Consider the following 25,493-nt stretch of genomic DNA (forward strand, 5'->3'; position numbering starts at 1 on the left):
GAACAGTGCGCGCATAGACGCAGCCCCTCGGGCTTTCTAAACTGCGGCTTGTCGTGGGGAAAGGGCAGGTGCCGATGAATCGCAATGAATTACGCAAGGCCGACATCAACCTGATGGTGGTCTTCGAGGCACTGATGCTCGAGCGCAATGTGACGCGGGTGGCGGAGAAATTGTTTCTCGGCCAGCCGACCATCAGTTCGGCGCTCAACCGGTTACGCACCTTGTTCAACGATCCGCTGTTCATTCGCGTCGGCCACCGCATGGAGCCTACCGCGCGGGCCGAGGAAATCATCCGGCACCTGTCGCCGGCCCTGGACTCTCTTTCATCGGCCCTGAGCCTGACCCACGATTTCGACCCGTCCGTCAGCACCATGACCTTCCGGATCGGCCTGTCCGATGACGTCGAGTTCGGCCTGTTGCCGCCGTTGTTGCGCGCCTTGCGCCAGGAAGCGCCGATGGTGGTGTTCGTGGTGCAGCATGTGGATTACTGGCGGATTCCCGATCTGCTGGCATCCGGTGATATCACCGTCGGCATCACCCAGACCCGTGGCCTGCCGGCGAATGCCAAGCGCAAGTTGCTGCGCCATATCCACCCGCGCTTGCTGCGCGCCGACGCGTCCGACCGGCCGCTGACCCTCGATGAATATTGTGCGCGGCCCCATGTGCTGGTGTCCCACACCGCCAACGTATCCGGGTTTGCCGATGAGTGGCTGGCGGAAATCGGGCGCAAGCGCCATGTGGTGCTGTCGGTGCCGCAATACAGCGCGCTGCCGGCGCTGCTGGCCGGCACCGACCTGATCGCCAGCCTGCCGGACTACACCGCCGAAGCCATGACGCTGTCGGGCAATCTGTTTTGTGAGCCCTACCCATTCGAGACGCCGACCCTGGATCTGTCCATGGTCTGGCTCAGCCATGTGGACACCGATCCGGCCGAGCGCTGGGTGCGTTCGCGGCTGGAGGCGTTCATGAGCGACCGCGGGCTGGCGAAAAAGGTCTGATGCTTTTATCCGTGGTATATCTAGGAATCTTCCTATCGATACTTCGGAGACTCCCATGCCACACCTGCACCTGGAATACACCGCCAACCTGACGCAACTGGACACCGACAAGGCCCTGTTGCGTCTGAACCATGCATTGGTGGCCTCCGGTCAGTTTGGCGCCGAGCTGGATATCAAGAGCCGTTCACTCAAGGTCGAGAGTTTTCGCGTGGGCACCGGCATGAACCCGCGGGGTTTTGTCGCCGTGCGCCTGGCGTTGCTCAGTGGACGCTCGGCGCAGGTCAAGAAGCAGCTGTCGGAAAGCCTGCTGGCCGTGGTGCAGGAACTTGGGCCATGGCCGGAAGGTGTGCAGGTGCAACTGAGTGTCGAATTGCTGGATATCGATCGCGATTCCTACAGTAAGGTCGCGATCGGCTAAGCGCTTCCATCCACCACAACCGTCGATGCGTAAGGTCAGAGTAATCCCTGTTCAGCGCAGACTTTGACCACCTGCTCCCTGAACCAGGTATTGGCGCTGTCCTGTTCACTGGTTTCGTTCCACTGCATATCCAGGGTGAACCCCGGCAACCCGTGGGGCGCCTCGCAGTGGCCGAACACCGACGCCGGGGCCAGCAGTTTGTGGACGCGGCGGGGCAGGGTCACGATGAAGTCGGTGCCGGTGATCATCTTCAACGCCGCGCCATAGCTGTTGGCCCGTGCGACCACCTGGCGCTTGTGGGCCTGACGCGCCAGCCAGCCGTCGACCATGTTGGTGTCGGAGGTCCACGGCGTGGGAAACACGTGGCGCCGCTCGACGAACGACTGCAGGCTGAACGCCGCCTCGCGGGGCGCCGCACGCTTGTCGAAGACACACACCAGATCATCTTCCAGCAACATCTGGGTCTTGAAGTCTTTATGCGCGCGGTGAAAGTGCGGGCCAAAGCAAATCACCAGGTCGAGGCGGCCTTCGCGCAGGTCGTCGGCAGGGATCTCGGTTTCCAGCTTGCGCACATTGACGATCACCGGCAGGTTCGCGCGGTCGAAGTGTTTCAACAGGCGCGGCAGGATCAGTTGCTCGAAATACTCCGGGGCGCACACGTTGAAGGTCACGGCTTTCTGGGTGGGGTCAAAGGCTTGGCCACCGGCGTGGCACAGGTTGATGCTTTCGAGGATTTTCTGCACATGGCCGTACATGGTGCTGGCCTTGTACGTCGGACGCATACCCGCCCGCGTGTTGATGAACAGCTCATCCTCGAAGCTGGTGCGCAGCTTCTTCAAGCTGTAGCTCACGGTCGACTGGCTGACGAACAGCGTTTCTGACACCTCGGTAACGCTGCTCTGGTCGTAGACGGCGATAAACACCATCAAATCCTGCATATCGAGCTTTCTGAGCAAGTTACTGTTTAGCATCCATTCCATCCGGTAAGCCTTGGCACTGTGGCAGCGCGCGACAAGGGCAAAAGCTTAACGGAACGGGAGTGCCAATAGAAAGCTCTGTAGGGTATTTCAGTGTTGTGCGTGGGACAAAAAGTGTTTGCAACACGACGTCAGCGGATGTGGTCTGCGTAATGCTTCGGATTGAAGCGCGTGACGATCAGCAGCATCACCCCGATCACCGCCGCCAGCGACCACCATGCCCATTCGAAACTGCCCAATTGATCGCGGATCATCCCGGCGATCAGCGGCGACAGGCCGGCAATCAGGTAACCGATGCCTTGCACGAACGCCGTCAGGCTACCGGCGCGGCGCGGGTGGTCGAGGTGGTCGAGGGACAGGATCAAACTCATCGGGAACAGGCCGCCGATGCCCAGGCCGAGCAGGCAGGGCCACAGCAGGCTCAGGTGTTGGGGCGCGAGGATCAGGCCGCAGAACCCGAGGATGATCAGCACCAACAACACGGCCAACACTCCGCGTTTATCCCGGCGGCGGTTGGCGAGGGCGGGGGTGACCAGGCCCGAGATGACTTCCATCGCGGTGAGGAAACCCAGGAGCAAACCGGCATGCTGTTCGCTCCAGCCTTGTTCTACGTAGTACGGCGCCAGCCACGCCAATACGCAGGTGTAGGAGGCTGTACCGAGGCCAAAAAAGATCGCCAGCAACCAGGCGCGGCCGTTGCCGAAAAATCCTTCCTGCTTGTCAGAACCTACTTGGGGCAGAACCGGCAGCGCCGCACGCTGGGCGGACCAGCACACCAGGGCGAGCACGGCCAGCCCCGCCCAGATCGCCAGGCCGATGCGCCAGCTACCAGTCTGCACCAGCACGAACGGGGAGAACGACGCCGCCAGCGCCGCGCCGCCCATGATCGCCGTGACGTACAAGCCCATGAACAATGAAACGTCAGCGCTGAAGCGCGACTTGATCAGCGCCGGCATCACCGCCTGGATCATCGCGATGCCGACCCCCGCAGCGATGGCGCTGACGATCAACTCCAGCGCCGAATCGAGGAACAACCGCGACAGCGTCGCCACGCCGATCACCAGCAGCGACACCGCAATGCTGCGATGTTCGCCGAAGCGCTTGGCCAGGCCCATGCCGAAAAACATCGCCAGGCCCATGGCCATGACCGGCAACATGGTCAGCAGCGCCGCGCTGCTGAAACTCAACGGCACCTCGCCGCGAATCGACGCTAACAACGGCCCTACGGCCGCCATCGACGGGCGCAGGTTAAGCGCGACCAGCACGACGCTGATCATCAGCCATACGGCGGTGGTGGGTTTTGCGTGAACGTTTTCCATGGGCCTGCCTTGAGTGAACAAGGGCGAATCAGGCCACGGGCGGGGTAGTGGGGCAAATGAGAAAGTCGCAGGGGCTATCTAAAAAATGCAGTTAACTGAAATACCGCACATTGGTCCACATTCCATCGGGAGGCTGCGTCGTCAGTTAGACCGGATTACATGCTTGATCTCCTGAAACGTCGCCAGCCCCCAAGGGCCCAGTTCGCGGCCGATGCTGCTCTGCTTGTAACCGCCCCACGCCGTTTGCGGGAAGATCACCTGCGGCGCGTTGATCCACACCATGCCGGCCTGCAAGGCATTGGCCACGCGTTCGGCGGTTTCGTCGTTGCGGCTGACCACGCTGGCCACCAGGCCGAAATCGCTGTCGTTGGCCAGGGCGATGGCCTCGGCCTCCGTGGTAAAGCGTCGTACACACAGCACCGGGCCGAAGATTTCTTGCCGCCACAACGCGCTGTCCAGCGGCACGTCGGTGAACAGCGTGGGGCGAATGAAATAACCCTTCGCCAAGTGCGCCGGGCGCTCACCGCCGCACAGCAAGCGGGCACCGTCCTGCACGCCGCGCTGGATATGCGCCAACACCCGTTGGTACTGGGCGCGGTTGATCAACGCGCCCATTTCCACGTCGTCGGCAAATGGGTCGGCGACGCGAATCCCTTCAGCCCGCGCAGTTAAACGCTGTAGGAATTCATCCGCGAGACTGTCAGCCACCAGCACACGACTGGTCGCTGAACACATCTGCCCGGCGTTGAAAAAGCCACCTCCACAGGCCAGCTCAAGCGCCAGGTCGAGGTCGGCATCTTCCAGCACCAGCAGCGAGGATTTGCCCCCCAGTTCCAGGCTCACGCCCTTGACGGTTTCGGCGGCGCGTTGCATTACCTGCACGCCCACCGCATTGCTGCCGGTGAAGGAAATCTTCGCCACGCGAGGGTCCGCCGCCAGCGGGGCGCCCACGGCCAAGCCGGTGCCGCAGACCAGGTTGAACACCCCCGCCGGGAAGCCGGCCGCGGCGATGATCTGCGCCAGTTGCAACTCCGCCAGCGGCGTCACTTCCGACGGTTTGAGCACCACGCAACAGCCGGCGGCCAGCGCCGGGGCGAGTTTCCAGGCGGTGGTGACCATGGGGAAATTCCACGGCACGATCAGCCCCACCACGCCGCAGGGTTCGCGGCGCAGGCGGGCGCTGAAGGCATCAGTGGGCAGCGCCACCGCGCGGTCTTGCTCGGCGTCCAGCGCCTCGGCGAGACCGGCGTAGTACTCGAAGGTGGCGATGACGTCGTCCACATCGATTCCCGCTTCGAACAACGGTTTGCCGCTGTTGCGCGACTGTACACGCATCAACGGCTCGCGCTGCTCGCTCACGCCTTGAGCCACTTTGCGCAGCAGGGCGCCGCGCTCGCGGCCGGTGCTCTGCGACCAGCCGACACACGCCGCGCTGGCGGCGTCGACCGCCTGGGACACGGCGCGGGCATCGCCGACGCTGACCTGGGCGAGTATTTCCTCGGTGGCCGGGTTGATCACGTCCAACACGTCATGGCCCGCACGCCACGCACCATTGATATACACACCGTTTACGACCGTACTCATACCGCTACCTCCTGCATCCAACGTTCCTGGTCGATTTCAATCAGCGTCGGCCCCTGGCGATCCGCGGCGGCACGCAAGGCCACGCGCAGTGCGTCCTGGCCCTGGATGCGTTCGGCGGCGCAACCGAGGGCCGTGGCCACGCCGATGAAGTCCGGCGTGTAAATGTCGACGCCGACCGGTTCGATGGCCCGGTTGACCATGTACTTCTTGATCTCCTCGTAGCCCTGGTTATTCCACAGCAGCACGATGATCGGCGTGCGCGCCTCCACGGCGCTGGCCAGTTCCGGCAGGGTGAATTGCAGCCCGCCGTCGCCGATCAGGCACACCACCGGCTGGCCATCGCCACGCCCCAACCAGGCACCGATGGCCGCGGGCAGGGCATAACCCAGGGTGCCGTAGCCGGTGGACGCGTTGAACCAGCGGCGCGGGTGGTCAAGGTTCAGGGTCAGGTTGCCGCTGTACACCGGCTGTGTGGAGTCGCCCACCAGCACCGCGCCGGGCAGTTCCTCCAGCACGGTGTGGAGCATGCGGGTTTGCGCGCGGGTGGCGGCGTCCCAGGTCGGCGTCAATTCGGCCCACAGGCGGGCGACGCGCTGGGCGCCCCAGGCACTGTGGCGAGGTGCCAGCGGTTGGCGCTGGAGTTCGGCGAGCAAGGCGTCGGCGGCGATCTGCGCGTCGGCCACCAAGGCCAGCTCGGGCGGGTAATTGCGCACGGTCTGGTCGGGGTCGATATCGATGCGCAGCAGTGCGCCGGGAATCTCGAAACCGCCGGCGAAGGTCACGTCGTAGTCGGTCTCCGCCAGCTCTGTGCCGATCGCCAGCACCACATCGGCTTCAGCGACCAGGGCGCGGGTGGCGAGCAGGGACTGGGTCGAGCCGATCAGCAGCGGGTGGGCCGCGGGCAGCAGGCCTTTGGCGTTGATGGTCAGCGCCACGGGGGCGCCGAGGGTTTCGGCCAGGCGGGTCAACGCCGCGGCGGCCTCGATGGCGCCGCCGCCGGCCAGGATCAGCGGGCGTTGGGCGGCGGCGAGCCGTTGGCTCATCTGTGCGACCGCCACTGGCGCCGCTCCGGCACGCGCCACGCTGATGGGGGAGGTGCCGAGCAACGTATCGGCGTTTTCCACCAGCACATCCAGCGGGATTTCGATGTGTACCGGGCGCGGGCGCCCTGCCTGGAACAGTGCAAACGCCCGCGCCAGCACGCCGGGCAATTCTGCTGCCGACATCACGGTGTGGGAGAACGCCGCCACGCCGGCGACCAGCGCGCTTTGGTTCGGCAGTTCATGCAACTTGCCGCGCCCGCCGCCCAACTGGCTGCGCGCCTGCACGCTGGAGATCACCAGCATCGGGATCGAGTCGGCATAGGCCTGGCCCATGGCCGTGGTGATGTTGGTCATGCCGGGGCCGGTGATGATCAAACACACGCCGGGCTTGCCGCTGGTGCGCGCATAGCCATCGGCCATAAAACCCGCGCCCTGTTCGTGGCGCGGGGTGACGTGGAGGATGTTCGAGCGCGCCAGGCCGCGATACAACTCCACGGTGTGGACGCCAGGAATACCAAACACCTGGTCCACGCCGTAGCTTTCCAGGAGCTTGACCAATACTTCGCCGCAGGTCGCCATACATGTCGCTCTCAGGTTGAGGTGAGGCGGTATTGGACCGGCTGGCCCGTAGCGGCAACAATCGATAAAAAGTCATACTAGCCATGTCCTCACGTCATGGCTGCTTGCCCTATGAAACGCCTCCCGCCGCTGCCCGCGCTGCACACCTTCTGGGTCACCGCCCAGTGCTGCAACTTCACCCACGCTGCCGCGCAGTTGCACATCACCCAAGGCGCGGTGAGCCGGCAGATCGCCGGGCTGGAAAGCCATTTGGGCTATGCCTTGTTCCAGCGCCAGGCGCGGGGCCTGAGCCTGACCGAAGAAGGTCGCGAGTGGTCGCTGCGGGTGCAGCAGGTCTTCGGCCTGATCGGTGACGCGCTGGAGCAGATCGGCCGCCGCCGCGACACCTTGCAGCTCAAGGCCTCCACCTGCGTGATGCGCTGGCTGCTGCCGCGCTTGATGCAATGGCAGCGGGAGCGCCCGGATGTGCCGGTGGAGCTGACCACGACCGTGGCCTACACCGTGGACTTTCGTCGCGAGCAATTCGATGCCGCGGTGATCTATGCGCCCAGCGCCGAACAGCCGGCCGAGGCTCGGCATCTGTTCGACGAACAACTCACCCCGGTGTGCGCGCCGGCCTTGCTGGGCGCGTTGAATACGCCAGCGGACCTGCAGCAACAGGTGCTGCTGCACCCCACGCGGGACGAGCGGGACTGGGCGTTATGGCTGAAAGCGGCGAAGACGCGCTTGAGCAATGTGAGCCAGGGCCATCATTTCGAGACGCTGGATCTGGCCATGACAGTGGCGTCCCAGGGTTCAGGCGTGGCGATCGGCGACAGCGCGTTGATTGGCGAGGATGTGAGCGCGGGGCGCTTGGTGACGCCGTTTGAATTGCGGGTGCCGACGGGGATGGGCTATTACCTGGTGTATCCGCCGGGGACAAAGCCGTCCGCCGGGCTTGAAGCGTTGATGGAGTGGTTGGTCAACCAGGCGCAACAGGCGTAACGCTGAAGATCCACCTGTGGGAACCGGCAAGCCAGCTCCCACAGGTTGATCGTGTCGGCTCAGTAACCGACGGTGAAACGCTGGCGCGAATGCTTCGGTGTTTCCACTTCATCGATCATCGCGATGGCGAAGTCGGCGAAGCTGATCCAGCTGCGGCCTTCGCGGCTCACCAGCAAATCATCCTGGCCCAGGCGGAAGGTGCCGGTGCGCTCGGTTTCAACGAATTCGGCCGATGGCGACAGGAAGGTCCAATCCAGTTCCTGTTCCTGACGCAACGCCTCGAGGAACGTCGCGCCGGCACTGGCTTCAGCCTTGTACGCCTCTGGGAAACCCTCGCTGTCGATCACCCGAGTGCCGCCCGGCAGCAGCAGCGAACCCGCGCCGCCCACCACCAGCAGGCGTTTGACCCCGGCTTTTTTCACCGGGCCGATCACCGCGCTGGCGGGCAGGGTGGCGAAATGCGCCGCGCTGATCACCACATCGCTGCCGCTGATGGCCTGTTGCAAGGCCTCGGCATCCAGCGCATCGACCTGTTTGACGCTGACGCCAGGACGCACGGCGAGCTTGTCAGTGTTGCGCGCGATGGCGGTGACGCTGTGCCCGCGTCGCAGCGCTTCTTCCAGCAGTTGGCTACCGGCGCGGCCGGTGGCCCCAATGATTGCGATCTTGCTCATGACATTCTCCAGTACGGTTAAGGTTTGAAACGCTTCACCACTTCATTTCGCCCTTGGCGACTTTGGCGCTCAGTTCCAGCGAACTTTCGTCGGCGAGGGTCGGGTAACGCTTTTTCATCGCCGCGATCAGGGCGGCGGAGTCCTTGGCCTTGGCGGCTTCTTCGTCAAAGGCCTGGATGTAGTCGGCGGTAAAGGCCACGGATTGCAGCGACGGGTTGCCGAGGAAATGCCCCGGAACCACCGTGCGCGGCTGCAGTTCGGCGATGCGTTGCAGGGTAGCCAGCCAGTCTTTGTGGGACTGCGCGCTCTGAGTATCGGCCATCCACAGGTGGATGTTGTCGGCGACGACCACACCGCCGACCACGGCCTTGATCGACGGCACCCACACAAAGCTGCGTTCCGGCTGCGGGCCGTCGAGGCCGATCACTTCCAGCGGTTGCCCTTCAAGCGTCAGGCGGTGGCCGTCGAGCACCTGCGGCACGATGGTTTTGCCTGGCTTGTCGGCGCCCATTTTCGGGCCCCAGAACGCCAGTTTGCCGGCGACGGTGGCGTTGATGTGGTCGACCACCGCTTGCGGGGCCAGCACCTTGGCGTCGGGGAATGCGGCGGTCAGGGTGTCGAGGCCGAAGTAGTAGTCCGGGTCGCCGTGGCTGATGTAGATGGTCGTCAGGTGTTTGCCGCTGGCGCGGATCTTCTGCACCAGGTGTTCGGCCTGGCTTTTGCCGAACTGTGCGTCGACCAGGATCGCGTCTTTCGCGCCGCTGACCAGCACCGAACTGACCGGGAAGATCGCGGCCTCGCCGGGGTTGTACACGTCGAGGGTCAGCTCGGCGGCGGCCGCCTGGGCGGCGAAGGCCAGGGCGGCGGTCGCCAGGGTCAGGCGCTTGAGGGTGGACAACATCGGGCAACTCCGGCAATCGGTAAGGGATGCACAGAGCTTAGTTGCACCAAACACAACAAAAAATGCGATGCTGGGACATAGTTTGTTTCTAAAATCGGGCAGATCATGGATCGTCTTCAAGCAATGCGCGTGTTTGTGACGGTGGTGGATCTGGGCAGCCAGTCCGCCGCCGCCGACCATCTGGACCTGTCGCGCCCGGTGGTCTCACGCTACCTGGCCGAGCTGGAAGACTGGGTCGGCGCGCGCTTGCTGCATCGCACCACGCGCAAACTCAGCCTGACGGCTGCCGGCGGGGAAACCCTGCCACGTTGCCGGCAATTGCTGGAACTGTGCGGCGACATGCAGGCCGCCGTCAGCGAACCGGATGACGCGCCCCGTGGCCTGCTGCGCCTGAGTGTCAGCACCTCGTTCGGCCAGGCGCAGTTGGCCGAGGCCATCGCCGAATACGTCAGGCGCTACCCCTTGGTGACGGTCGACCTGCAGATGCTCGATCGCACGGTCAACCTGGTGGATGAGCGCATCGACCTGGCCATCCGCACCAGCAACGACCTGGACCCCAACCTGATCGCGCGGCGCCTGACGGTCTGTCGCTCGGTGGTGTGCGCGACCCCGGCCTACCTGCTTGAGCATCCGGCGCCGCAAAAGGTCGAAGACCTGGCGCGGCACAACTGCCTGACCCACTCGTACTTCGGCAAAAGCCTGTGGCATTTCGAGGAAGGCGGCGAACACGTTTCGGTGCCGGTCCACGGCAATATCACCGCCAACGAAGCCAGCACGCTGTTACGCGTGACGCTCGCCGGGGCGGGGGTGGCGATGTTGCCCAGTTATCAGGCCGGCGAGCACATCCGCCGTGGCGAACTGGTGCGCCTGTTGCCCGCGGCCGAACCGCGGCAGATGAACATCTACGCGGTGTACGCGTCGCGCAAACACATGCCGTCGGCGCTGCGTAGCCTCCTGGATTTCCTGGTGCTGAGGTTTCCGGAAACGCCGGAGTGGGACCGGGGCCTGTGACCCGACATACAGATGTTGAATGGCGTCCAATAATGGCAACTCGCCCTGGCTGACCTATGCTTTAAACAGCACCGAGTAGGTCCTTCAGAGGTCTGTGCCATGACCGTCAAAACCAGAAAGTACCTGAAAATTTTCATCCTTTGCGCCTTGGTCAGCGCGCTGTACGGCACCGCCGCCTATCGCGTCGAGCAGACCCGCATGCAGCCGAGCTTTGCGATCAGTTGCCATCAGGATCAATGCATTCCGCGCACCGGCAGTTTCAGCGCGTTGCGCTAATGGCCAACCAAGGACGATCCCGCGTTTAATCCTCGGGTGTTTCGGCCTTGAGTCGTTCGCGAAATGCCTTGGGCGAAAACCCGACCCGGCGGCGGAATAGCCGCGAGAAGTTGGTCGGGTCGGAAAAGCCCAATACCTCCGACATTTCATTGATGGTCATGCTGGTGTAGGTCAGCAGGCGCTTGGCTTCCAGCAATTGGCGGTCGTGCATGATCTGTAGCGCGGGTTGCCCACCCAACTCCCGACATGTGCCGTTCAGGTGTGAGACCGAGATACCCAGCTTGTGGGCCAGGTCTTCAATCTTCGGGTGTTCGCGATACTGCTGTTCGACCAATTGGGTAAAGCGCCGGAAATACTCGCGCCCACGCGGTGCCCGCGGGTGGCGGCGCTGGATGGCCTGGCGGCTGATCCATACGAGCAGCACGCTGACCAGGGCGTGCATCAGCATGTCCCGGGCCGGCTGCTCATCGGCGTATTCGTCCTGCAGGCGGGCGAACAGGTTGTTGAGATAGTCGCTGTCCTTGCCTGCCGGGTAACTGCCCAGCACCTGCAGGCCGTCCACCGTTGCGCCCAATTGCGCTTGCAGGTGGCTGACCAGCGGTGCCGCCAGGGTCAGCACGTAGCCTTCGACATCTTCCGCAAACCGAAACCCGTGCACACACAGCGGCGGCAGCACCTGCAAGGTCGCTTCGTTGAGGGTGGTGCGCTGGCCTTCGATTTCCAGTTGCGCCTGGCCTTGGTGGACGTACAACAACTGGCACAGATCCGCGTGCCGGTGGGGCTGGATTTCCCACTGGTAGTCCCGGCTGCGTCGGGAAATCGTTTCGCAGTGCAACAAATCCGGCGTCGGCCATTGCTGGTTTTCCCCGTACAGCTTGAACACCGGAATCGCGGAACTGGCAGTTTTGGTCATAGTTTCAATCCGATACTCAGGCAAGTGGTTCGGTAATCGCCCCGATTGGCAAAAAGCGCAGGCTTTGGCGCAGTTTTCACCTTCTTATAGCGCCCACTCAAGTGAAAAATGTCAGCAACAAGACCAATGACAACTCTTTCACCTTATCCGTTCGGGTGAATTTTTCGGGCCATAAAAATAATGAAAACGCTGAAAACTCAAGTCGCCATCATCGGCGCCGGTCCTTCGGGACTGTTGCTCGGCCAACTGTTGCAGCAGGCCGGTATCCAAACCCTGATTCTAGAGCGCCAGAGCGCCGATTACGTGCTGGGGCGCATCCGTGCCGGGGTGTTGGAGCAAGGCATGGTCGACCTGTTGCGCGAGGCCGGCGTCAGCCAGCGCATGGACGCGGAAGGCCTGGTCCATGATGGCTTCGAACTGGCGCTTAATGGCCAACTGACTCACATCGACCTCAAGGCGCTCACCGGCGGTCAATCGGTGATGGTCTACGGCCAGACCGAAGTGACCCGCGACCTGATGGCCGCACGCGCCGCCACCGGTGGCGTCACCTTGTACAACGCGCGTGAGGTGCAACCCCACGGGCTCAAAACTGATCAACCCTGGCTGACGTTCGAACATGAAGGCGAAGCCTTTCGCCTGGAGTGTGATTACGTGGCCGGTTGCGACGGTTTTCACGGTGTCGCCCGGCAATCGATCCCGGCCGAGTCGCTGAAGGTCTTCGAGCGGGTGTATCCCTTCGGCTGGCTGGGCATCCTGGCTGACACGCCGCCGGTCCATCCTGAACTGGTGTACGCCAAGCATGCGCGTGGGTTTGCCTTGTGCAGCATGCGTTCGCCGACGCGCAGCCGTTACTACCTGCAAGTACCCGTCGAGGAGTCGGTCGATGAGTGGTCGGACCAGCGTTTCTGGACTGAACTGAAAACGCGCCTGCCAAGCCAGTTGGCCGAGCAGTTGGTGACCGGGCCGTCGATCGAAAAAAGCATCGCGCCGCTACGCAGCTTCGTGGTCGAGCCGATGCAGTACGGGCGTTTGTTTCTGCTGGGGGATGCGGCGCACATCGTCCCACCCACCGGGGCCAAGGGCTTGAACCTGGCAGCGAGCGACGTGAGCACGCTGTTTCGCATCTTGCTCAAGGTCTACCGCGAGGGGCGCGTGGAGTTGCTGGAGAAATATTCGGAAATCTGCCTGCGACGCGTGTGGAAGGCTGAGCGGTTTTCCTGGTGGATGACGTCGATGCTGCATCAGTTTCCCGAAGCGGACGGGTTCAGCCAGCGCATTGCCGAGAGCGAACTGGCGTACTTCATCCACTCGCACGCCGGTCGCACCACCATCGCGGAAAATTACGTCGGGCTTCCTTACGAAGCTATCGAATAGCCTGCTATCGTATCGAGCATGCCCGCAGGTCGCCTTTTCCTGCGGGCCTTGCTCGAAGGTTTACCGTGACTCAGCTCAATCAGCCTACTCCAGCCGTACCTGCCGTGCGCAGCATCCTCGTCTCGTTGATGATGGCGATCTTCCTCGGTGCCTTGGACCAGACCATTGTCGCCGTGTCCATGCCGGCCATTTCCGCGCGGTTCCACGACGTCAACCTGCTGGCCTGGGTGATCTCCGGCTATATGGTGGCGATGACAGTGGCGGTGCCGATCTACGGCAAGCTCGGCGACCTGTACGGGCGGCGGCCGATGATGCTGATCGGCATGGGCCTGTTCACCCTGGCGTCGCTGTTCTGTGGCATGGCGCAAAGCATGGAGCAACTGGTGCTGGCGCGGGTGCTCCAGGGCATCGGCGCCGGCGGGATGATTTCGGTGAGCCAGGCGATCATCGGCGACATCATCCCGCCGCGCGAGCGCGGGCGTTACCAGGGCTATTTCAGCGGCATGTACGCGGTGGCCAGCGTGGCCGGGCCGGTGCTGGGCGGTTATATGACCGAGTACCTGTCCTGGCGCTGGGTGTTTTTGATCAACCTGCCGTTGGGCGCCGGCGCCTGGTACGTGGCCCATCGCAGCCTGGTCGGGCTGCCGTTGCCGCAACGCAAGCCGATCATCGATTACCTCGGCACCGTGCTGCTGATCATCGGCTTGAGCGCCTTGCTGCTGGGCATCACCGAGATCGGCCAGGGCCATGATTGGCGCAATGACTCGGTGCTAGCGTTGCTGGCCTGCGCGCTGGTGGCGCTGAGCATATTTGTCTGGCATGAGCGGCGTGCGCGGGAACCGTTGTTGCCGATGCACCTGTTCGCCAACCGCAGCGCGGTGCTGTGCTGGTGTACGATGTTTTTCACCAGTTTCCAGGCGATTTCCCTGACGGTGCTGATGCCTTTGCGCTTTCAGACCGTGACCGGTTCCGGCGCCGACAGTGCCGCGCTGCACCTGCTGCCACTGGCGATGGGCTTGCCGATGGGCGCCTACTTTGCCGGGCGCATGACCTCGGTGACCGGGCGCTATAAACCACTGATCCTCAGCGGCGCCGTGTTGAGCCCCTTGGCGATTCTCGGCATGGCCTACAGTGCGCCGCAGGCGATGGGGCTGACGGCGATGTTCATGCTGCTGTGCGGCATCGCTGCCGGCATGCAGTTCCCGACCTCGCTGGTGGGCACGCAGAACTCGGTGGACCAGCACGATATCGGCGTCGCCACCAGCACCACCAACCTGTTCCGTTCCCTGGGCGGGGCGGTCGGGGTGGCGTGCATGTCGGCGTTGTTGCTGGCGCTGTTGCAGGACTCCAGCTTTGCCCACCTGGCCAGCGGCGCGCTGGTGGTCGAGGGCGGTTCCGGCAGCGTTTTGCTCGACGGCCTGAACGCCGCCCCGGGCCCGGCGCAGGATGCCCTGCGCGGAGAACTGGCGGTGACGTTCCGGCATTTGCTGATGGTCAGTGCGGCGGTGTCGTTGCTGGGGTTGGCGGCGGCGATTGCGATGCCCGATCGCATGCTGCGCGGCCGTGAAGACAAGGCCCGCTGACGGGCCGGCTGGACATCCAAATGTGCGAGCGGGCTGGCCCGCTCCCAGCGGTTTGACCGCCTGTGCAATTCAAGGGCTGTAATAACCGACCGCCACCATGAAATGCCCGGTTTTGCGCAAATACGCATGCTTGTTCTCGACCTTGCCGGTCACCGGGTTTTTCCAACGGTACTTGTACTCACCCTGATCCTGCTCCGCCATCAACTTGAGGATCGGTGCGCCCACCGGCTTGCCGTCGGGGTCCTTGATCTTGCTGAAGTCGGTGTTGATCAACCGCAGGTTGGTGCCATGGGCGACATAGCGCCGGGTATCGAGGTCGACCACGAACACGTAGAGATCGTCCTGCAGGAAACCGCCCTGCAATGAGTTGATCGCCTTCAGCGTGCCGGCTTCATCCTTGACCAGCGCCTTGACGGCCTGGTCCCGCAGCGCTCGCGCCTGTTCCGGCGTGGCCCGTGGCAGGTAATAGCCCACCGCCAGAATGCGTTCGCCGACACGCTGATAAAACACATGCTTGTGTTCGATCTTGCCGTCGTTCCAGTTCTGCCAGCGGTAGTCGGCCTGCTGGATGCCCTGGCCTTCCGGCGCCTTGAGCGCGTCCTTGAACGACTGGCGCAAATCCGCCCCGAGCACTTCGGACACATCGCGGCCGATCAAGGCGGAGGAGGGCCCGCCGCTGGCCAGCAACACGCCCTGAGTGTCGACCACGAACACATAGCGGTCATGGTCGACGAACTCGCCCTGGCGGCTGAAGGCGGCGAAGGCCTTGTCGCCATTGCTCTGGTAGTAGGCCAAGGCTTTCCCCAGCAGAGCCTTGGCCGCCTGGGCGTCCTCCTCCGGCAAGGTGGCGGCGTGTACCTGGCTGAAACCCAACAGCAGCAGCCAGCTGAATCGGAGCAGTCGCTTCATTATCCGTGCCTCGTTCTTATAGATGTGAGCACAGCTTAGACGGCTGCGGCTCAGGGCGCCGCCAGCCATTGATTGACGATGCCGTCGTACACCCCGGTGGCCACGCTCAGGTGCAACCACTGGTCGACGTAACTTTTCCAGGCCACATCGTCGCGGGGCAGCAGGAAGGCTTTCTCGCTGTATTGCATCTGCCGCTGCGGGTTGACCGCGCACAGCCCCGGCTTGAGTTTCTGCTGGAAGCGCGCCTCGCTGGCGTCGGTGATCATCACATCGGCCTTGCCCGCCAGCAGTTCGTCGAAGATGGTCACGTTGTCGTGCAGGCGTATCTGCGCCTGGCCCAGGTGCGCCCGGGCGAACACTTCGTTGGTGCCGCCCGCCGGCTCGATCACCCGCACCTGCGGCTGGTTGATCTGCTCGACGCTCTGGTAACGCTGCACATCGGCGCAGCGCACCAGCGGGATCTTGCCGTCGACGCCGAGGGACTGGCTGAAGAACGCCTTTTTCTGGCGTTCCAGCGACACCGAAATACCGCCCACGGCGATGTCGCAGCGGTGCGCGAGGAAGTCCGGCATCAGGCTTTTCCAGGTGGTGGGCACCCAGGCGATCTTGGCGTTGAGGCTCTTGGCCAGGGACTCGGCCATGGCGATATCGATGCCTTCGTAGCGGCCATCGGCACGCAGGAAGGTGTAGGGCTTGTAGTCGCCGGTGGTGCAGACGGTGAGCGTGCCGCTGTCGAGCACGTTGTCCAGGCGCGAGGGGGGCGTGTCCGCGAAGGCGGGTGTCGCCAGACTCACCAATACACACAGGGCTAAAGGAGCTTTCATGCGGTCGAGTCCTTGGGCATGATCGGGCGGCCATTATTTCCAGCAAGATGGCGGGGTGGCAAGGACGGCGAATGTTTAGCCAACGTGCAACCAAACTCCGTCAACCCTGAATTGACGCCCCTGACCCGGCGTGTGACGCTGCCGGGCATCTCCCTCACGGTGATTCGCCCATGGACGGTTACCCCGACACTTACCCCGAGACACTGCCTGGCGTCGTCGCGCCGAGCGGTCCGGCGGATGTCGAGGCGTTGCCCTCCGCGCTGGCTTTCTGGGCCCTGTTCCACTGTCGACATGCGCGCCCACCAGATACTTCTCTCTTACGTTGATCTATCCGATGGATGACGCGCACCTGCGCGCATCCGCCCGGCGGCGCCTGTGCGCCTGCCTGACGCTAACGTATGAGAATTGCCATGAGTGTTTTTGCCAGCCTGCACGAAGCCCGCTCTTTCCTTGAACAGAACCCGGACATCGAGATGTTCGAGCTGTTCATCCTCGACAACAATGGCGTGCCGCGCGGCAAGTTGCTGCATCGCGACGAACTGCTGGCGGTGTATGAAAGCGGCCGCCCGCTGCCCAGCACGATCCTTGGCCTGACCATCCATGGCGATGACGTGGAAAACTCCGGGCTGGTGTGGGAGGTGGGCGATATCGACTGCCGTGCGTACCCGATCAGCGGCAGTTTGCAGCGCATGCCATGGCGGCTGATTCCGACGGCGGCGGTGCAAGTCAGCATGCACCCCACCGAAGGCTTGCCCGCCACCGTGGCCGACCCCCGGCACGTGCTGGCCAGGGTGATCGACGGGCTCAAGGCCGATGGTTATTACCCGGTGATGGCGGCGGAACTGGAGTTCTACCTGCTCGACCAGAAACCCGACCACAACGGCCGCCCGCAACCGGCGCGCGACATGGACGGCGGCCGCCCGCGTGCGACCCAGGTCTATGGCCTGCGCGAGCTGGAGCAGATCGAGCCGTTTCTCGCCGACCTTTACAGCGCCTGCAAACTGCAAGGCATCCCGGCGCGCACGGCAATTTCCGAATACGCGCCGGGCCAGGTCGAAATCACCCTCGAACACCGCACCGATGCCCTGCAAGCGATGGACGAAGCGGTGCGCTACAAACGCCTGGTCAAAGGCGTGGCGCACAAGCACGGGATGACGGCGTGCTTCATGGCCAAACCGTTCGACGACCTGGCCGGCACCGGCATGCACATGCACGTCAGCCTGGCGGACGCCGAGGGCCATAACCTGTTCGCCAGCGAAGCCGCCGACGGTACGCCGCTGCTGCGCCAGGCCGTGGGCGGTATGCTCAGCACCTTGCTCGATTCGCTGCTGATGTTCTGCCCCAACGCCAACTCCTATCGCCGCTTCCAGACCAACAGCTATGCGCCGCTGGCCGCCACCTGGGGCGTCGACAACCGCACCGTCAGCCTGCGTGTGCCGGGTGGTCCGGCGCCGTCGCGGCACATCGAACACCGCCTCTGCGGCGCCGACGCCAACCCTTATCTGGCGGCGGCGGCGATCCTCGCCGGTATCCACCGCGGCATCCGCGAACGACTTGACCCCGGCGCTCCGGTGGAAGGCAACGGCTACGCCCAGGCCAACGCGTTGCTGCCCACCGATTGGCTCACCACCCTGCGCGCCCTGGAAGACTCCAGCTGGGCACGGGAGGCGTTCGGCAGTGAGTTTCTCGGCGTGTACCTGGCGGTGAAACGGGCTGAATATCGGCAGTTCATGGGCGAGGTGGGCGAGCAGGACTGGCGCTGGTATCTGCACTCGGCGTGAACGGATTGACGGTGGTGGTTTTTTCGACCTTTTTTTCACGTTGCACTGGTTAAGCTGCGAATCAAGGTCATTCACTACCGTTCCACTCACATGAGCCCGTGATGTTGTCACCACCACTTTCGTCCATCGAGATTGAATACGCCGAACGCTGTGACCGTGAGCACGCCAGGGTCTGCGGCGATACGCGCCCGCCTGGGCTGCGTCAGCGTCTGGCGGCGTGGCGTGACGGGCGGCTGGTGCGCAATGCCCTCAAGGTGGCCGGCGAGCCCGGTCTGATCCTCGACCTGGCCTGCGGTTCGGGGCGGTTCTGGCCGGTGTTGGCCGAACACGTCAACCGGGTCATCCTCGCCTCGGATAACTCCCAGGACATGCTCGACCACGCCCGCACCCATCACCCGGCGGCGCTGCTCAAGCGGGTCAAGACCTTTCAGGGCTCGGCGTTTTCCATCGGCTTGTCGGCGAACGCGGTAGATTGCATTTTCTGTCTGGAATTGTTTCGCCACGTGCCCAGCAGCGAAGGGCGCCAAGCGCTGCTGCAGGAGTTTCATCGGGTCAGCCGCGACACCGTGATCGTGTCGGTCGCCTCCCGGACGCCAGTGGAGGAGGAGTTCTGCCAGGCAGGGTTCCAGGTCCTGAATCACCAGGAGTTCATTCCTGGCTCCAGCGTATGGCGTGTCTACGTTCTACGTAAGATGGGATAACTCCAATCTGTCGGACTATTCTTTACACGCTGTCGGAGTTTTCATGATTGCGTGTGCACTGCGGATGCTCGCAAGTCCCTTCCGCGATATATACTGCGCGCCATTCTTCAAGGGAGAGCCGTGTGGCCATCGATATTCACTGGATCTGCGACAACGATAGCCTCGGCCAGCATTGCGCCGAATGGCAGCAGTTGCCATTCGTCGCCCTCGACACCGAATTCATGCGGGTCGACACCTTTTATCCCATTGCCGGGCTGATCCAGATCGGTGATGGCGTTCGCGCTTACCTGATCGACCCCCTGACCATCGACAACTGGCAACCACTGGCGGCGTTGCTGGAAAACCCGGCCGTGATCAAAGTGGTCCACGCCTGCAGTGAAGACCTGGAAGTGTTGCTGCGCCTGACCGGCAGCCTGCCAGTGCCGTTGTTCGACACCCAACTGGCCGCGGCTTACCTGAACCTCGGCTTCTCCATGGGCTATTCGCGCCTGGTGCAAGCCGTGCTCGATATCGACTTGCCCAAGGGCGAAACCCGCTCGGACTGGCTGCAGCGCCCGTTGTCCGAGACCCAGGTGAGCTACGCCGCCGAAGATGCGGTCCACTTGGCCGAGGTCTTCATTCGCCTGCGCCCGCGGCTGTCGGACGACAAATACGCCTGGGTCCTGGAAGACGGTGCCGAACTGGTGGCCAACCTGCGCCGCGAAGTCGACCCTTACGAGGTGTACCGCGAGGCCAAGCTGGCGTGGAAACTGTCCCGTGCCCAACTCGCCGTGCTGCGTGAACTGTGCGCCTGGCGCGAGCAGCAAGCGCGTGCCCGTGACCTGCCGCGCAATCGCATCATTCGTGAACACTCGCTGTGGCCCCTGGCCAAATCCCAGCCGGATAACCTCGCCGCCCTGGGCAAAATCGAAGACATGCACCCGCGCACCGTGCGTCAGGATGGCCAGTTTCTGCTGGACCTGATCAAGCGCGCCGGCAGCGTGTCCATGGACCAATGGCCGCCCGCCGTGGCTGAACCGCTGCCGGTGGATGCCGCTGCGCTGATCAAGCACCTGCGCGCCTTGGGCCAGGCGCAAGCCGAACGCCTGGAGATGGCGCCGGAACTGATGCTGCGCAAGAAAACCCTCGAAGCCCTGGTCAAAAGTGGCTACCCCGACGGGCCTTACCAATTGCCAGACTCGCTGCGTGGCTGGCGCCGCGAGTTGATGGGCCAGGCGCTGCTCGACAGCCTGGCCACTGCCGGAGAACAGCCTTGAAACGTATTTGCTCCATCTATCGCAGCTTGAAACGCAACGAAATGTATCTCTACGTGCTGAAAAGCGATGCCCTGGAGCGCGTGCCGGAACCCTTGATGGAAGCCTTCGGCAAGGCCCATCACGCTTTCGACATGGTGCTGACGCCCGAGCGCAAGCTGTCGCGCGAGGACATCGCAGTGGTCCTGGAAAACCTCGAAAAGCAGGGCTACCACTTGCAAATGCCACCGGCCGAGGACGAGTACATCGAACACTTGCCCGAAGAGCTGCTGCGCCGCAACGACCCGATGTGATCGCGGCGCGCCCTGCCCAGGGCGCATTCTTTTCCATGGAATCGTATTAATGGATGGTGGCCGTAAGGATGCGGGCGGCCGTCCGCATTGTTTTTGAAAGGTTTGAACCATGCGTGTTCTGATTGCTGAACAGGATCACCCGCTCTACGCCCGGTTGCTGAGCGAAGCGGCCCCGGACCTCGAGGTGTTGACCAGCGGCGACTCGGCCGAACTCTCGCGCCTGGCTGCCGATTGCCCGGTGTGGCTCGGCCAGCCGGACCTGCTCGCCACCCTGTTGCGCCAGGGGCACCAGCCGCAGTGGCTGCAATCGACCTGGGCCGGCATCACGCCGCTGCTGGCCGACGGCCTGCCCCGCGACTATCGCTTGACCCGTGCGGTGGGGATTTTTGGCCAGGTCATGGCGGAATTTATCCTCACCTACATGCTCGGCCATGAACGCGAAGTCTTGGCGCGCCTGGTCAGCCAGGTCGAGCGCAAGTGGGACAACCGCATGGGCCAGAGCCTGGCGGGGCGCACGGTGCTGATCGTCGGCTGCGGTGATATCGGCCAGCGCGTGGCGCAGTTCCTCGTGCCGTTTGGCGTCAAGCTGTACGGCATCGCCAGCCAGGCGCGCGAGCAGGCGCCGTTTGTCGAAGTGGCTGCGCTCGATCAACTCGGCCGGCTGGTGGGCGAAGCGGACTACGTGATCAACCTGTTGCCCAACACGCCGAACACCCACGACCTGTACGACGCGGCGCTGTTCAAGCAATTCAAGCCGAGCGGGTTGTTTATCAACGTCGGCCGCGGCGTTGCGGTGGTTGATGCGGATCTGGTCGAAGCGTTGAAAGAAGGGCACCTGGCTGGCGCGGTGATCGACGTGTGCCGCCAGGAACCGTTGCCGCAGCGCCACCCGTTCTGGACCGCCTGGGGCTTGCTGCTGACCGGGCACAGCTCGGCGCCGACCTCGCCGTCGATGATGGTGCAACTGTTTCTGGAAAACGTGCGCGCCTACCAGGCCAAGCAAGTGTTGCGCGGTGAAGTGGATTTCGAGCGCGGCTACTGACACCGCGTCGAACCACAGGTGGGGGCTGGTGAGCCAGCTCCCACGTCAGTCCTAGAGACTGAAATCGCCTTGCGAAACCAGCTCGCTCAACGGCTTGCGCGGGCTTGGGGTCTCACGGCCTTGCAGGTACTCGGGCAAGCTCGACTTGTCGCCCAGCTTGCCAATCGCGACCGCCGCATGCAGCGCGTAACCCTCGGGAATCTTCAGCTCCTTGCGCGTCAGTGCCTGATCGAAGCCTGCCATGCCATGGCTGTGCCAGCCGCTGAGGCTGGCCTGCAGCGCGAGGTAGCCCCAGGCCGAACCGGTGTCGAAGGTGTGCCACAGCGCCGGGGTTTCTTCGCTGGCGCCGGGGGCGATGAAGTCGGTTTTCGAGGCGATGATCACCAGGGCCGACGCGTGCTGCGCCCAGTTGCGGTTGAATTCGTTCAACAGGCCGAGGAAACGCTCCCAGTCCGGCGTGTCACGGCGCGCATAGAGAAAACGCCAGGGCTGCGAGTTGTAGGCCGATGGCGCCCAGCGCGCGGCTTCGAAAAAACTCAGCAGGGTTTCCTGCGGGATGCTCTCGCCGGTAAAGGCGCGGGGCGACCAGCGCTCAGTGAACTGGGGGTTGATCGGGTAATCGGCAGCGCGGGGGTTGGTGCTCATGGGCAGTTCCTGATCGTCAATTCGGCGCTCAAAGCTACTGCGCTCCCGCTAGACTGACAAGTCTTGCAACACCGCCAGTCGTAAGCGCTTGGCCCCAGTGGCCTTGGGCACTAGACTGGCGGCCTTTTCACCCACCGATACCGATGTAGAGCCATGGCCGCCAAAGTCGAACCTTTCTGGATACGCAAAACCCTTGAACACCTCGATCAGGAGGAGTGGGAGTCGTTGTGCGACGGCTGTGGCCTGTGCTGCCTGCAAAAGCTCGAGGATGAAGACGACAACAGCGTCTATTACACGCGCATCGCCTGCAAACTGCTCGACCTGAAAACCTGCCAGTGCACCGATTACCCCAACCGCCGCGCGTCGGTACCCGACTGCATCCAGCTTACCCCGGGCCAGGCCGACCAGTTCAAGTGGTTGCCGCCCACCTGCGGTTACCGCCTGGTCAGCGAGCGCAAGGACTTGCCGCTGTGGCATCACCTGGTCTGCGGCGACCGTGACGCCGTGCATCACGAACGCATTTCCCAGTCCGGACGCATGCTCCGCGAAGGCAGCGTGCCCGAAGAAGACTGGGAGGATTACCTGATTTTCCGCGCTGGCTGAACAAGGAGCGAGTATGAAGGGGCTGACCCGGCTGGCGGCAAGCCTGGTGTTGCTGGCGCTGAGCACACCGGCGTGGTGCGCGAAGAAAGTCGACCTGGACTATCACGTCAAACTGCTGCCCCAGAGCGATCAGGCTGAGGTGCGCGTGAGCCTGTCCCAGGGTTCGGCGGTGCGCAGCCTGGATTTCGAGCTGGGGCGCGACGGTGACTACAGCGATTTCAAGGCCGATGGCCAATGGAAAGTCAGTGGCCATCGCGGCCTTTGGCAACCCAGCGCCGACAAGGCCAGCCTGACCTACCGTGTGCGCCTCAGCCATGCGCGCAAGCCGGGTATCTATGAAACGCGCATGACGCCGGATTGGGCGCTGTTTCGCGGGGAAGACCTGGTGCCGACCGCGCACCTCGACCAGCAGGACGGCGTCGAGCTGGTCTCGCGCCTGGTGTTCGAGCTGCCGACGGGCTGGAAAAGCGTCGAAACCGCCTGGCCGCGTATCGGCAAGCACACCTTCCGGATCAACAACGTCTCGCGCCTGTTCGACCGCCCCACCGGCTGGATGCTCGCCGGTAACCTCGGCAGCCGCCGTGTGCGCCTGGGCGAAACCGACGTCACCGTGGCCTCGCCCAAGGGCCAGGCCATGCGCCGTATGGATGTGCTGACGTTGCTGACTTTCGTCTGGCCGCAGGTGGAAGCCGCGTTCCCGCGTCACCCCGCCAAGCTATTGATTGTCGGCGCCAGCGACCCGATGCGCCGTGGCGCCTTCTCGGCGCGCGACTCGGTCTACCTCAACAGCCGCACGCCGCTGGTCAGTGAAAACGGCAGCAGCCCGTTGATCCGCGAAGTGGTGCATGCCATCGGCCGCTTCAGTGACCATGATGCCAGCGACTGGATCAGCGAAGGCCTGGCGGAGTATTACGCGATCGAACTGCTGCGCCGTGGCGGCGGGATCACCGATGAGCGCTATGCGGCGATACAGGCGCGGTTGACCCGCGAAGGCAAGGACGTCACCAGCCTGCGTGGCGAGCACGTCAGCGGCGCAACCGTGGCGCGGGCAGTGGTGGTGATGCAGGAGCTGGATCGCGAGATCCGCGTGAAAACCCACAACAAGCGCTCGCTGGATGATCTCGCGCAAGTGGTGATGCGGGCGAACAGCGTCAGCACCCCAGAGTTTGTGCGACTGGCCCAGAGCATCATCGGCGAGTCGTCGGTGGTGTTGGACTCCAAGCTGTTGCGCTGACCCAGAATAAAGGTGGGAGCAAGCCGCCTCCCACATCTGGATCAGCAACAGACAGAAGACTTGGCTCAGCCGGTGGTTTTTGTGGCCTTTTCGGCCCCCGTTTGCGCCTTGGTCTTCAGGTTCTTCAACTCGTCACCGGCCCGCTCGATTTTCGTGCGCAGGCTGTTCATTTCCTGGCGACCTTGTTCCAGCTTGTCCTTGAGCGAACTGTGCCCGGTAAACCCACGCGTCAGCGCCACGCCGCCAATCGCCACCTGGAGCAGCCCGAAAATCCCGCCACGGCGCAGGCCTTTGCCGACCATGATCACGCCGCCGGCCACCGAGCCGATGCGCTCCCAGCCGTGTACGTTCTGCGTGGGGCGGGCCTGGCGTGGGGTGGATTCAATGACAGGTCGCAGGGTTTTGCTGTCGCTCATGATCGGTCTCCAACAAGGGCTAGTGATACGCAACTGACTGTGTGCAGGCGCCGGATGTTCCCGGCAACTCAGTATTTGGGCCCAGAGCGGGTGTTATTGCCCTTGGCCAGGCGGTCGTAGAGCACCACGTTGACGGTGGCGGCGAGGTTCATGCAGCCGGTGGTCGGGATGTACACCACGTCTTCACACCAGTCGCGAATCTCTTTGTCGAGGGAGCCGTCCTCGGGGCCGAAGATGTACAGCGCGCGGTCGGGGTGGGTGTATTCGGGCAGCGGGCGGGCGCCGTCCACCAGTTCGACGGCGACCGGGATGCAGCCCAGCGGCAGGATTTTTCTCAGGTCATCGATGCCGATCAGCGGAATGTCGTGGTGGACCTTCTTGGTGTCGGTGATGAAATCCCGGGCGCGCTCGTAGCGTTTGCCGGTGTAGAACACCGAGGCCACGCCGTAGCAACCGGCGGCGCGCATCACCGAACCGACGTTTTCGGGGGATTTGGGGTTATACAGACCGATGCAGCTGTAGCGTTTATTGCCCACGGGGAAGGGTGCCTTGGAGAAAAGCGGCGATTATACGGGGATTGGTCGGGCTGTGGTCGCTATCGAGCGCTGCGTCGCTGGCGCTGCTGCCTTCGCGAGCAAGCCCGCTCCCACATTGGTCCGTGTCCATGCTCTGGAATGCGGTCAAAGGTAGGAGCGGGCTTGCCCGCGAAGAGGGCGGGGCAGCCCGCGCGCAACTTCAGTCGTCTTTCTTCATCAACCCTGCCAACGCCGCGAACGGGTTGTGCGTGGCCTTGGCGATCGTCGGGCTGCTGGTGGAGCCTTCGCCGAAGTACTGCTGGTCGGTGTAGCGCGAGTGCTCGTTGTCGTGGCAGTACAGGCACAGCAACTCCCAGTTGGACCCATCCTGAGGATTGTCGTCATGGTTGTGGTTGCGGTGGTGTACGGTCAGTTCGCTCAGGCGCTTGCCGGCGAACTCACGGGCGCAGCGGCCGCACACGTGGGGGTACATTTTCAGGGCTTTGTCGCGGTAGCCCATTTCCCGGTCGCGCTGGGCATCGGCGAGGATGCGGTCGAGCTTGGCGGTGTGGGAGGGCGGGTTGGTCGAGCTCATCATGGCTCCTGTCTTCGGGTGGTTCACGGATAGGGTTGATTCTAGCCA

The 25,493-nt window shown here is 63.5% G+C and carries 27 protein-coding genes; 14 read left to right on the top strand and 13 right to left on the bottom strand.

Annotated features, from left to right (window positions below; genetic code table 11):
* Positions 1-74 precede the first annotated feature (74 nt).
* Positions 75-998, top strand: a complete 924-nt coding sequence (locus C8K66_RS04145; RefSeq protein ID WP_046384347.1) for a LysR substrate-binding domain-containing protein — start codon at positions 75-77, stop codon at positions 996-998.
* Between the two features lie 55 nt (positions 999-1,053).
* Entirely contained in the window at positions 1,054-1,416 is a 363-nt protein-coding gene (locus tag C8K66_RS04150; RefSeq protein WP_017848726.1) for a 5-carboxymethyl-2-hydroxymuconate Delta-isomerase, read from the top strand.
* A gap of 35 nt (positions 1,417-1,451) precedes the next feature.
* Here C8K66_RS04150 and C8K66_RS04155 read toward each other — a convergent pair whose 3' ends face one another.
* The 4 genes from C8K66_RS04155 to C8K66_RS04170 form a co-directional block, all read right to left on the bottom strand.
* On the bottom strand, positions 1,452-2,387 hold the full coding sequence (locus tag C8K66_RS04155; RefSeq protein ID WP_032804835.1) for a LysR family transcriptional regulator: 936 nt from the start codon (positions 2,385-2,387) through the stop codon (positions 1,452-1,454).
* Between the two features lie 137 nt (positions 2,388-2,524).
* Positions 2,525-3,712: a cyanate transporter gene (locus C8K66_RS04160; RefSeq protein WP_108524347.1), complete on the bottom strand. Its 1,188-nt coding sequence runs from the start codon at positions 3,710-3,712 to the stop codon at positions 2,525-2,527.
* Between the two features lie 141 nt (positions 3,713-3,853).
* Positions 3,854-5,296, bottom strand: coding sequence for an aldehyde dehydrogenase family protein (locus C8K66_RS04165; protein WP_108524348.1), 1,443 nt, complete (start codon positions 5,294-5,296; stop codon positions 3,854-3,856).
* Positions 5,293-6,918, bottom strand: a complete 1,626-nt coding sequence (locus C8K66_RS04170) for a 5-guanidino-2-oxopentanoate decarboxylase (RefSeq protein ID WP_108524349.1) — start codon at positions 6,916-6,918, stop codon at positions 5,293-5,295. Before C8K66_RS04170 ends, C8K66_RS04165 begins: the two co-directional genes overlap by 4 nt.
* A gap of 111 nt (positions 6,919-7,029) precedes the next feature.
* Here C8K66_RS04170 and C8K66_RS04175 point away from each other — a divergent pair, with 111 nt between their 5' ends.
* Entirely contained in the window at positions 7,030-7,902 is an 873-nt protein-coding gene (locus C8K66_RS04175) for a LysR substrate-binding domain-containing protein (protein WP_108524350.1), read from the top strand.
* Between the two features lie 59 nt (positions 7,903-7,961).
* Here C8K66_RS04175 and C8K66_RS04180 read toward each other — a convergent pair whose 3' ends face one another.
* Together C8K66_RS04180 and C8K66_RS04185 are read right to left on the bottom strand one after the other, a co-directional pair.
* Positions 7,962-8,576 carry an NAD(P)-dependent oxidoreductase gene (locus C8K66_RS04180; RefSeq protein ID WP_017848732.1) on the bottom strand — a complete coding sequence of 205 codons (615 nt, stop codon included), beginning with the start codon at positions 8,574-8,576 and terminating at the stop codon, positions 7,962-7,964.
* A 34-nt stretch (positions 8,577-8,610) separates the two neighbouring features.
* Positions 8,611-9,477, bottom strand: coding sequence for an MBL fold metallo-hydrolase (locus C8K66_RS04185; RefSeq protein ID WP_046384342.1), 867 nt, complete (start codon positions 9,475-9,477; stop codon positions 8,611-8,613).
* Between the two features lie 105 nt (positions 9,478-9,582).
* Between C8K66_RS04185 and C8K66_RS04190 the strand changes: the two genes are divergently transcribed.
* Together C8K66_RS04190 and C8K66_RS30955 are read left to right on the top strand one after the other, a co-directional pair.
* Complete coding sequence (locus tag C8K66_RS04190; RefSeq protein ID WP_032804836.1) at positions 9,583-10,488, top strand: LysR family transcriptional regulator; 906 nt, start codon at positions 9,583-9,585, stop codon at positions 10,486-10,488.
* A gap of 99 nt (positions 10,489-10,587) precedes the next feature.
* Complete coding sequence (locus tag C8K66_RS30955; RefSeq protein WP_164887019.1) at positions 10,588-10,764, top strand: hypothetical protein; 177 nt, start codon at positions 10,588-10,590, stop codon at positions 10,762-10,764.
* 25 nt (positions 10,765-10,789) lie between these two features.
* Here the strand turns inward: C8K66_RS30955 and C8K66_RS04195 are convergent, their stop codons facing one another.
* The gene (locus C8K66_RS04195; protein WP_046384341.1) at positions 10,790-11,677 is read right to left on the bottom strand and encodes a helix-turn-helix domain-containing protein; all 888 of its coding nucleotides are present in this window, start codon (positions 11,675-11,677) and stop codon (positions 10,790-10,792) included.
* Positions 11,678-11,866: 189 nt separating this feature from the next.
* Between C8K66_RS04195 and pobA the strand changes: the two genes are divergently transcribed.
* On the top strand, positions 11,867-13,051 hold the full coding sequence (pobA, locus tag C8K66_RS04200; RefSeq protein WP_178087544.1) for a 4-hydroxybenzoate 3-monooxygenase: 1,185 nt from the start codon (positions 11,867-11,869) through the stop codon (positions 13,049-13,051).
* Between the two features lie 65 nt (positions 13,052-13,116).
* Positions 13,117-14,634, top strand: coding sequence for an MDR family MFS transporter (locus C8K66_RS04205; protein ID WP_108524352.1), 1,518 nt, complete (start codon positions 13,117-13,119; stop codon positions 14,632-14,634).
* A gap of 69 nt (positions 14,635-14,703) precedes the next feature.
* Here the strand turns inward: C8K66_RS04205 and C8K66_RS04210 are convergent, their stop codons facing one another.
* A complete protein-coding gene (locus tag C8K66_RS04210) occupies positions 14,704-15,543 on the bottom strand; it encodes a cache domain-containing protein (RefSeq protein WP_057004993.1) in 840 nt (279 codons plus the stop codon).
* 50 nt (positions 15,544-15,593) lie between these two features.
* Positions 15,594-16,367, bottom strand: coding sequence for a transporter substrate-binding domain-containing protein (locus tag C8K66_RS04215; RefSeq protein WP_079443068.1), 774 nt, complete (start codon positions 16,365-16,367; stop codon positions 15,594-15,596).
* A 410-nt stretch (positions 16,368-16,777) separates the two neighbouring features.
* Between C8K66_RS04215 and C8K66_RS04220 the strand changes: the two genes are divergently transcribed.
* The 5 genes from C8K66_RS04220 to C8K66_RS04240 all read left to right on the top strand — a co-directional run bounded on the left by C8K66_RS04220 (position 16,778) and on the right by C8K66_RS04240 (position 21,437).
* A complete protein-coding gene (locus C8K66_RS04220; RefSeq protein ID WP_046384337.1) occupies positions 16,778-18,148 on the top strand; it encodes a glutamine synthetase family protein in 1,371 nt (456 codons plus the stop codon).
* Between the two features lie 101 nt (positions 18,149-18,249).
* Positions 18,250-18,849 (top strand): class I SAM-dependent methyltransferase, encoded by a 600-nt coding sequence (locus tag C8K66_RS04225; RefSeq protein WP_079443069.1) that lies wholly within the window; start codon positions 18,250-18,252, stop codon positions 18,847-18,849.
* Between the two features lie 122 nt (positions 18,850-18,971).
* A complete protein-coding gene (gene rnd / locus C8K66_RS04230) occupies positions 18,972-20,105 on the top strand; it encodes a ribonuclease D (RefSeq protein ID WP_046384335.1) in 1,134 nt (377 codons plus the stop codon).
* Entirely contained in the window at positions 20,102-20,395 is a 294-nt protein-coding gene (locus tag C8K66_RS04235) for a YcgL domain-containing protein (protein ID WP_017848744.1), read from the top strand. Before rnd ends, C8K66_RS04235 begins: the two co-directional genes overlap by 4 nt.
* 109 nt (positions 20,396-20,504) lie before the next feature.
* Positions 20,505-21,437, top strand: coding sequence for a D-2-hydroxyacid dehydrogenase (locus C8K66_RS04240; protein ID WP_017848745.1), 933 nt, complete (start codon positions 20,505-20,507; stop codon positions 21,435-21,437).
* Positions 21,438-21,488: 51 nt separating this feature from the next.
* Here C8K66_RS04240 and C8K66_RS04245 read toward each other — a convergent pair whose 3' ends face one another.
* Positions 21,489-22,082: a nitroreductase family protein gene (locus C8K66_RS04245; protein ID WP_017848746.1), complete on the bottom strand. Its 594-nt coding sequence runs from the start codon at positions 22,080-22,082 to the stop codon at positions 21,489-21,491.
* Between the two features lie 153 nt (positions 22,083-22,235).
* On the opposite strand from C8K66_RS04245, the gene C8K66_RS04250 reads away from it, so the two are divergent.
* Positions 22,236-22,685 carry a YcgN family cysteine cluster protein gene (locus C8K66_RS04250; RefSeq protein ID WP_017848747.1) on the top strand — a complete coding sequence of 150 codons (450 nt, stop codon included), beginning with the start codon at positions 22,236-22,238 and terminating at the stop codon, positions 22,683-22,685.
* A gap of 13 nt (positions 22,686-22,698) precedes the next feature.
* Positions 22,699-23,919 (top strand): hypothetical protein, encoded by a 1,221-nt coding sequence (locus C8K66_RS04255; RefSeq protein WP_108524353.1) that lies wholly within the window; start codon positions 22,699-22,701, stop codon positions 23,917-23,919.
* 65 nt (positions 23,920-23,984) lie between these two features.
* Here C8K66_RS04255 and C8K66_RS04260 read toward each other — a convergent pair whose 3' ends face one another.
* The 3 genes from C8K66_RS04260 to C8K66_RS04270 form a co-directional block, all read right to left on the bottom strand.
* A complete protein-coding gene (locus tag C8K66_RS04260; RefSeq protein WP_017848749.1) occupies positions 23,985-24,335 on the bottom strand; it encodes a DUF2892 domain-containing protein in 351 nt (116 codons plus the stop codon).
* A 68-nt stretch (positions 24,336-24,403) separates the two neighbouring features.
* Complete coding sequence (locus C8K66_RS04265) at positions 24,404-24,871, bottom strand: RNA methyltransferase (RefSeq protein ID WP_017848750.1); 468 nt, start codon at positions 24,869-24,871, stop codon at positions 24,404-24,406.
* Positions 24,872-25,070: 199 nt separating this feature from the next.
* Positions 25,071-25,445 carry a YajD family HNH nuclease gene (locus C8K66_RS04270; RefSeq protein WP_003210675.1) on the bottom strand — a complete coding sequence of 125 codons (375 nt, stop codon included), beginning with the start codon at positions 25,443-25,445 and terminating at the stop codon, positions 25,071-25,073.
* Between the last annotated feature and the right edge of the window lie 48 nt (positions 25,446-25,493).

Source organism: Pseudomonas sp. GV105 (assembly GCF_003058185.1).
Taxonomy (GTDB): Bacteria; Pseudomonadota; Gammaproteobacteria; order Pseudomonadales; family Pseudomonadaceae; genus Aquipseudomonas; species Aquipseudomonas veronii.

Bases quoted from the DNA above. Each gene is read 5' to 3' on its own strand.
- C8K66_RS04255 (WP_108524353.1), top strand. From the start codon at position 22,699: ATGAAGGGGCTGACCCGGCTGGCGGCAAGCCTGGTGTTGCTGGCGCTG.
- C8K66_RS04245 (WP_017848746.1), bottom strand. From the start codon at position 22,082: ATGAGCACCAACCCCCGCGCTGCCGATTACCCGATCAACCCCCAGTTC.
- C8K66_RS04190 (WP_032804836.1), top strand. From the start codon at position 9,583: ATGGATCGTCTTCAAGCAATGCGCGTGTTTGTGACGGTGGTGGATCTG.
- C8K66_RS04220 (WP_046384337.1), top strand. From the start codon at position 16,778: ATGAGTGTTTTTGCCAGCCTGCACGAAGCCCGCTCTTTCCTTGAACAG.
- C8K66_RS04180 (WP_017848732.1), bottom strand. From the start codon at position 8,576: ATGAGCAAGATCGCAATCATTGGGGCCACCGGCCGCGCCGGTAGCCAA.
- C8K66_RS04165 (WP_108524348.1), bottom strand. From the start codon at position 5,296: ATGAGTACGGTCGTAAACGGTGTGTATATCAATGGTGCGTGGCGTGCG.
- C8K66_RS04150 (WP_017848726.1), top strand. From the start codon at position 1,054: ATGCCACACCTGCACCTGGAATACACCGCCAACCTGACGCAACTGGAC.
- C8K66_RS04250 (WP_017848747.1), top strand. From the start codon at position 22,236: ATGGCCGCCAAAGTCGAACCTTTCTGGATACGCAAAACCCTTGAACAC.
- C8K66_RS04160 (WP_108524347.1), bottom strand. From the start codon at position 3,712: ATGGAAAACGTTCACGCAAAACCCACCACCGCCGTATGGCTGATGATC.
- C8K66_RS04215 (WP_079443068.1), bottom strand. From the start codon at position 16,367: ATGAAAGCTCCTTTAGCCCTGTGTGTATTGGTGAGTCTGGCGACACCC.
- C8K66_RS04170 (WP_108524349.1), bottom strand. From the start codon at position 6,918: ATGGCGACCTGCGGCGAAGTATTGGTCAAGCTCCTGGAAAGCTACGGC.
- C8K66_RS04155 (WP_032804835.1), bottom strand. From the start codon at position 2,387: ATGCTAAACAGTAACTTGCTCAGAAAGCTCGATATGCAGGATTTGATG.
- C8K66_RS04185 (WP_046384342.1), bottom strand. From the start codon at position 9,477: ATGTTGTCCACCCTCAAGCGCCTGACCCTGGCGACCGCCGCCCTGGCC.
- C8K66_RS04225 (WP_079443069.1), top strand. From the start codon at position 18,250: ATGTTGTCACCACCACTTTCGTCCATCGAGATTGAATACGCCGAACGC.
- C8K66_RS04195 (WP_046384341.1), bottom strand. From the start codon at position 11,677: ATGACCAAAACTGCCAGTTCCGCGATTCCGGTGTTCAAGCTGTACGGG.
- C8K66_RS04210 (WP_057004993.1), bottom strand. From the start codon at position 15,543: ATGAAGCGACTGCTCCGATTCAGCTGGCTGCTGCTGTTGGGTTTCAGC.
- C8K66_RS30955 (WP_164887019.1), top strand. From the start codon at position 10,588: ATGACCGTCAAAACCAGAAAGTACCTGAAAATTTTCATCCTTTGCGCC.
- C8K66_RS04145 (WP_046384347.1), top strand. From the start codon at position 75: ATGAATCGCAATGAATTACGCAAGGCCGACATCAACCTGATGGTGGTC.
- C8K66_RS04175 (WP_108524350.1), top strand. From the start codon at position 7,030: ATGAAACGCCTCCCGCCGCTGCCCGCGCTGCACACCTTCTGGGTCACC.
- C8K66_RS04240 (WP_017848745.1), top strand. From the start codon at position 20,505: ATGCGTGTTCTGATTGCTGAACAGGATCACCCGCTCTACGCCCGGTTG.
- C8K66_RS04260 (WP_017848749.1), bottom strand. From the start codon at position 24,335: ATGAGCGACAGCAAAACCCTGCGACCTGTCATTGAATCCACCCCACGC.
- C8K66_RS04270 (WP_003210675.1), bottom strand. From the start codon at position 25,445: ATGAGCTCGACCAACCCGCCCTCCCACACCGCCAAGCTCGACCGCATC.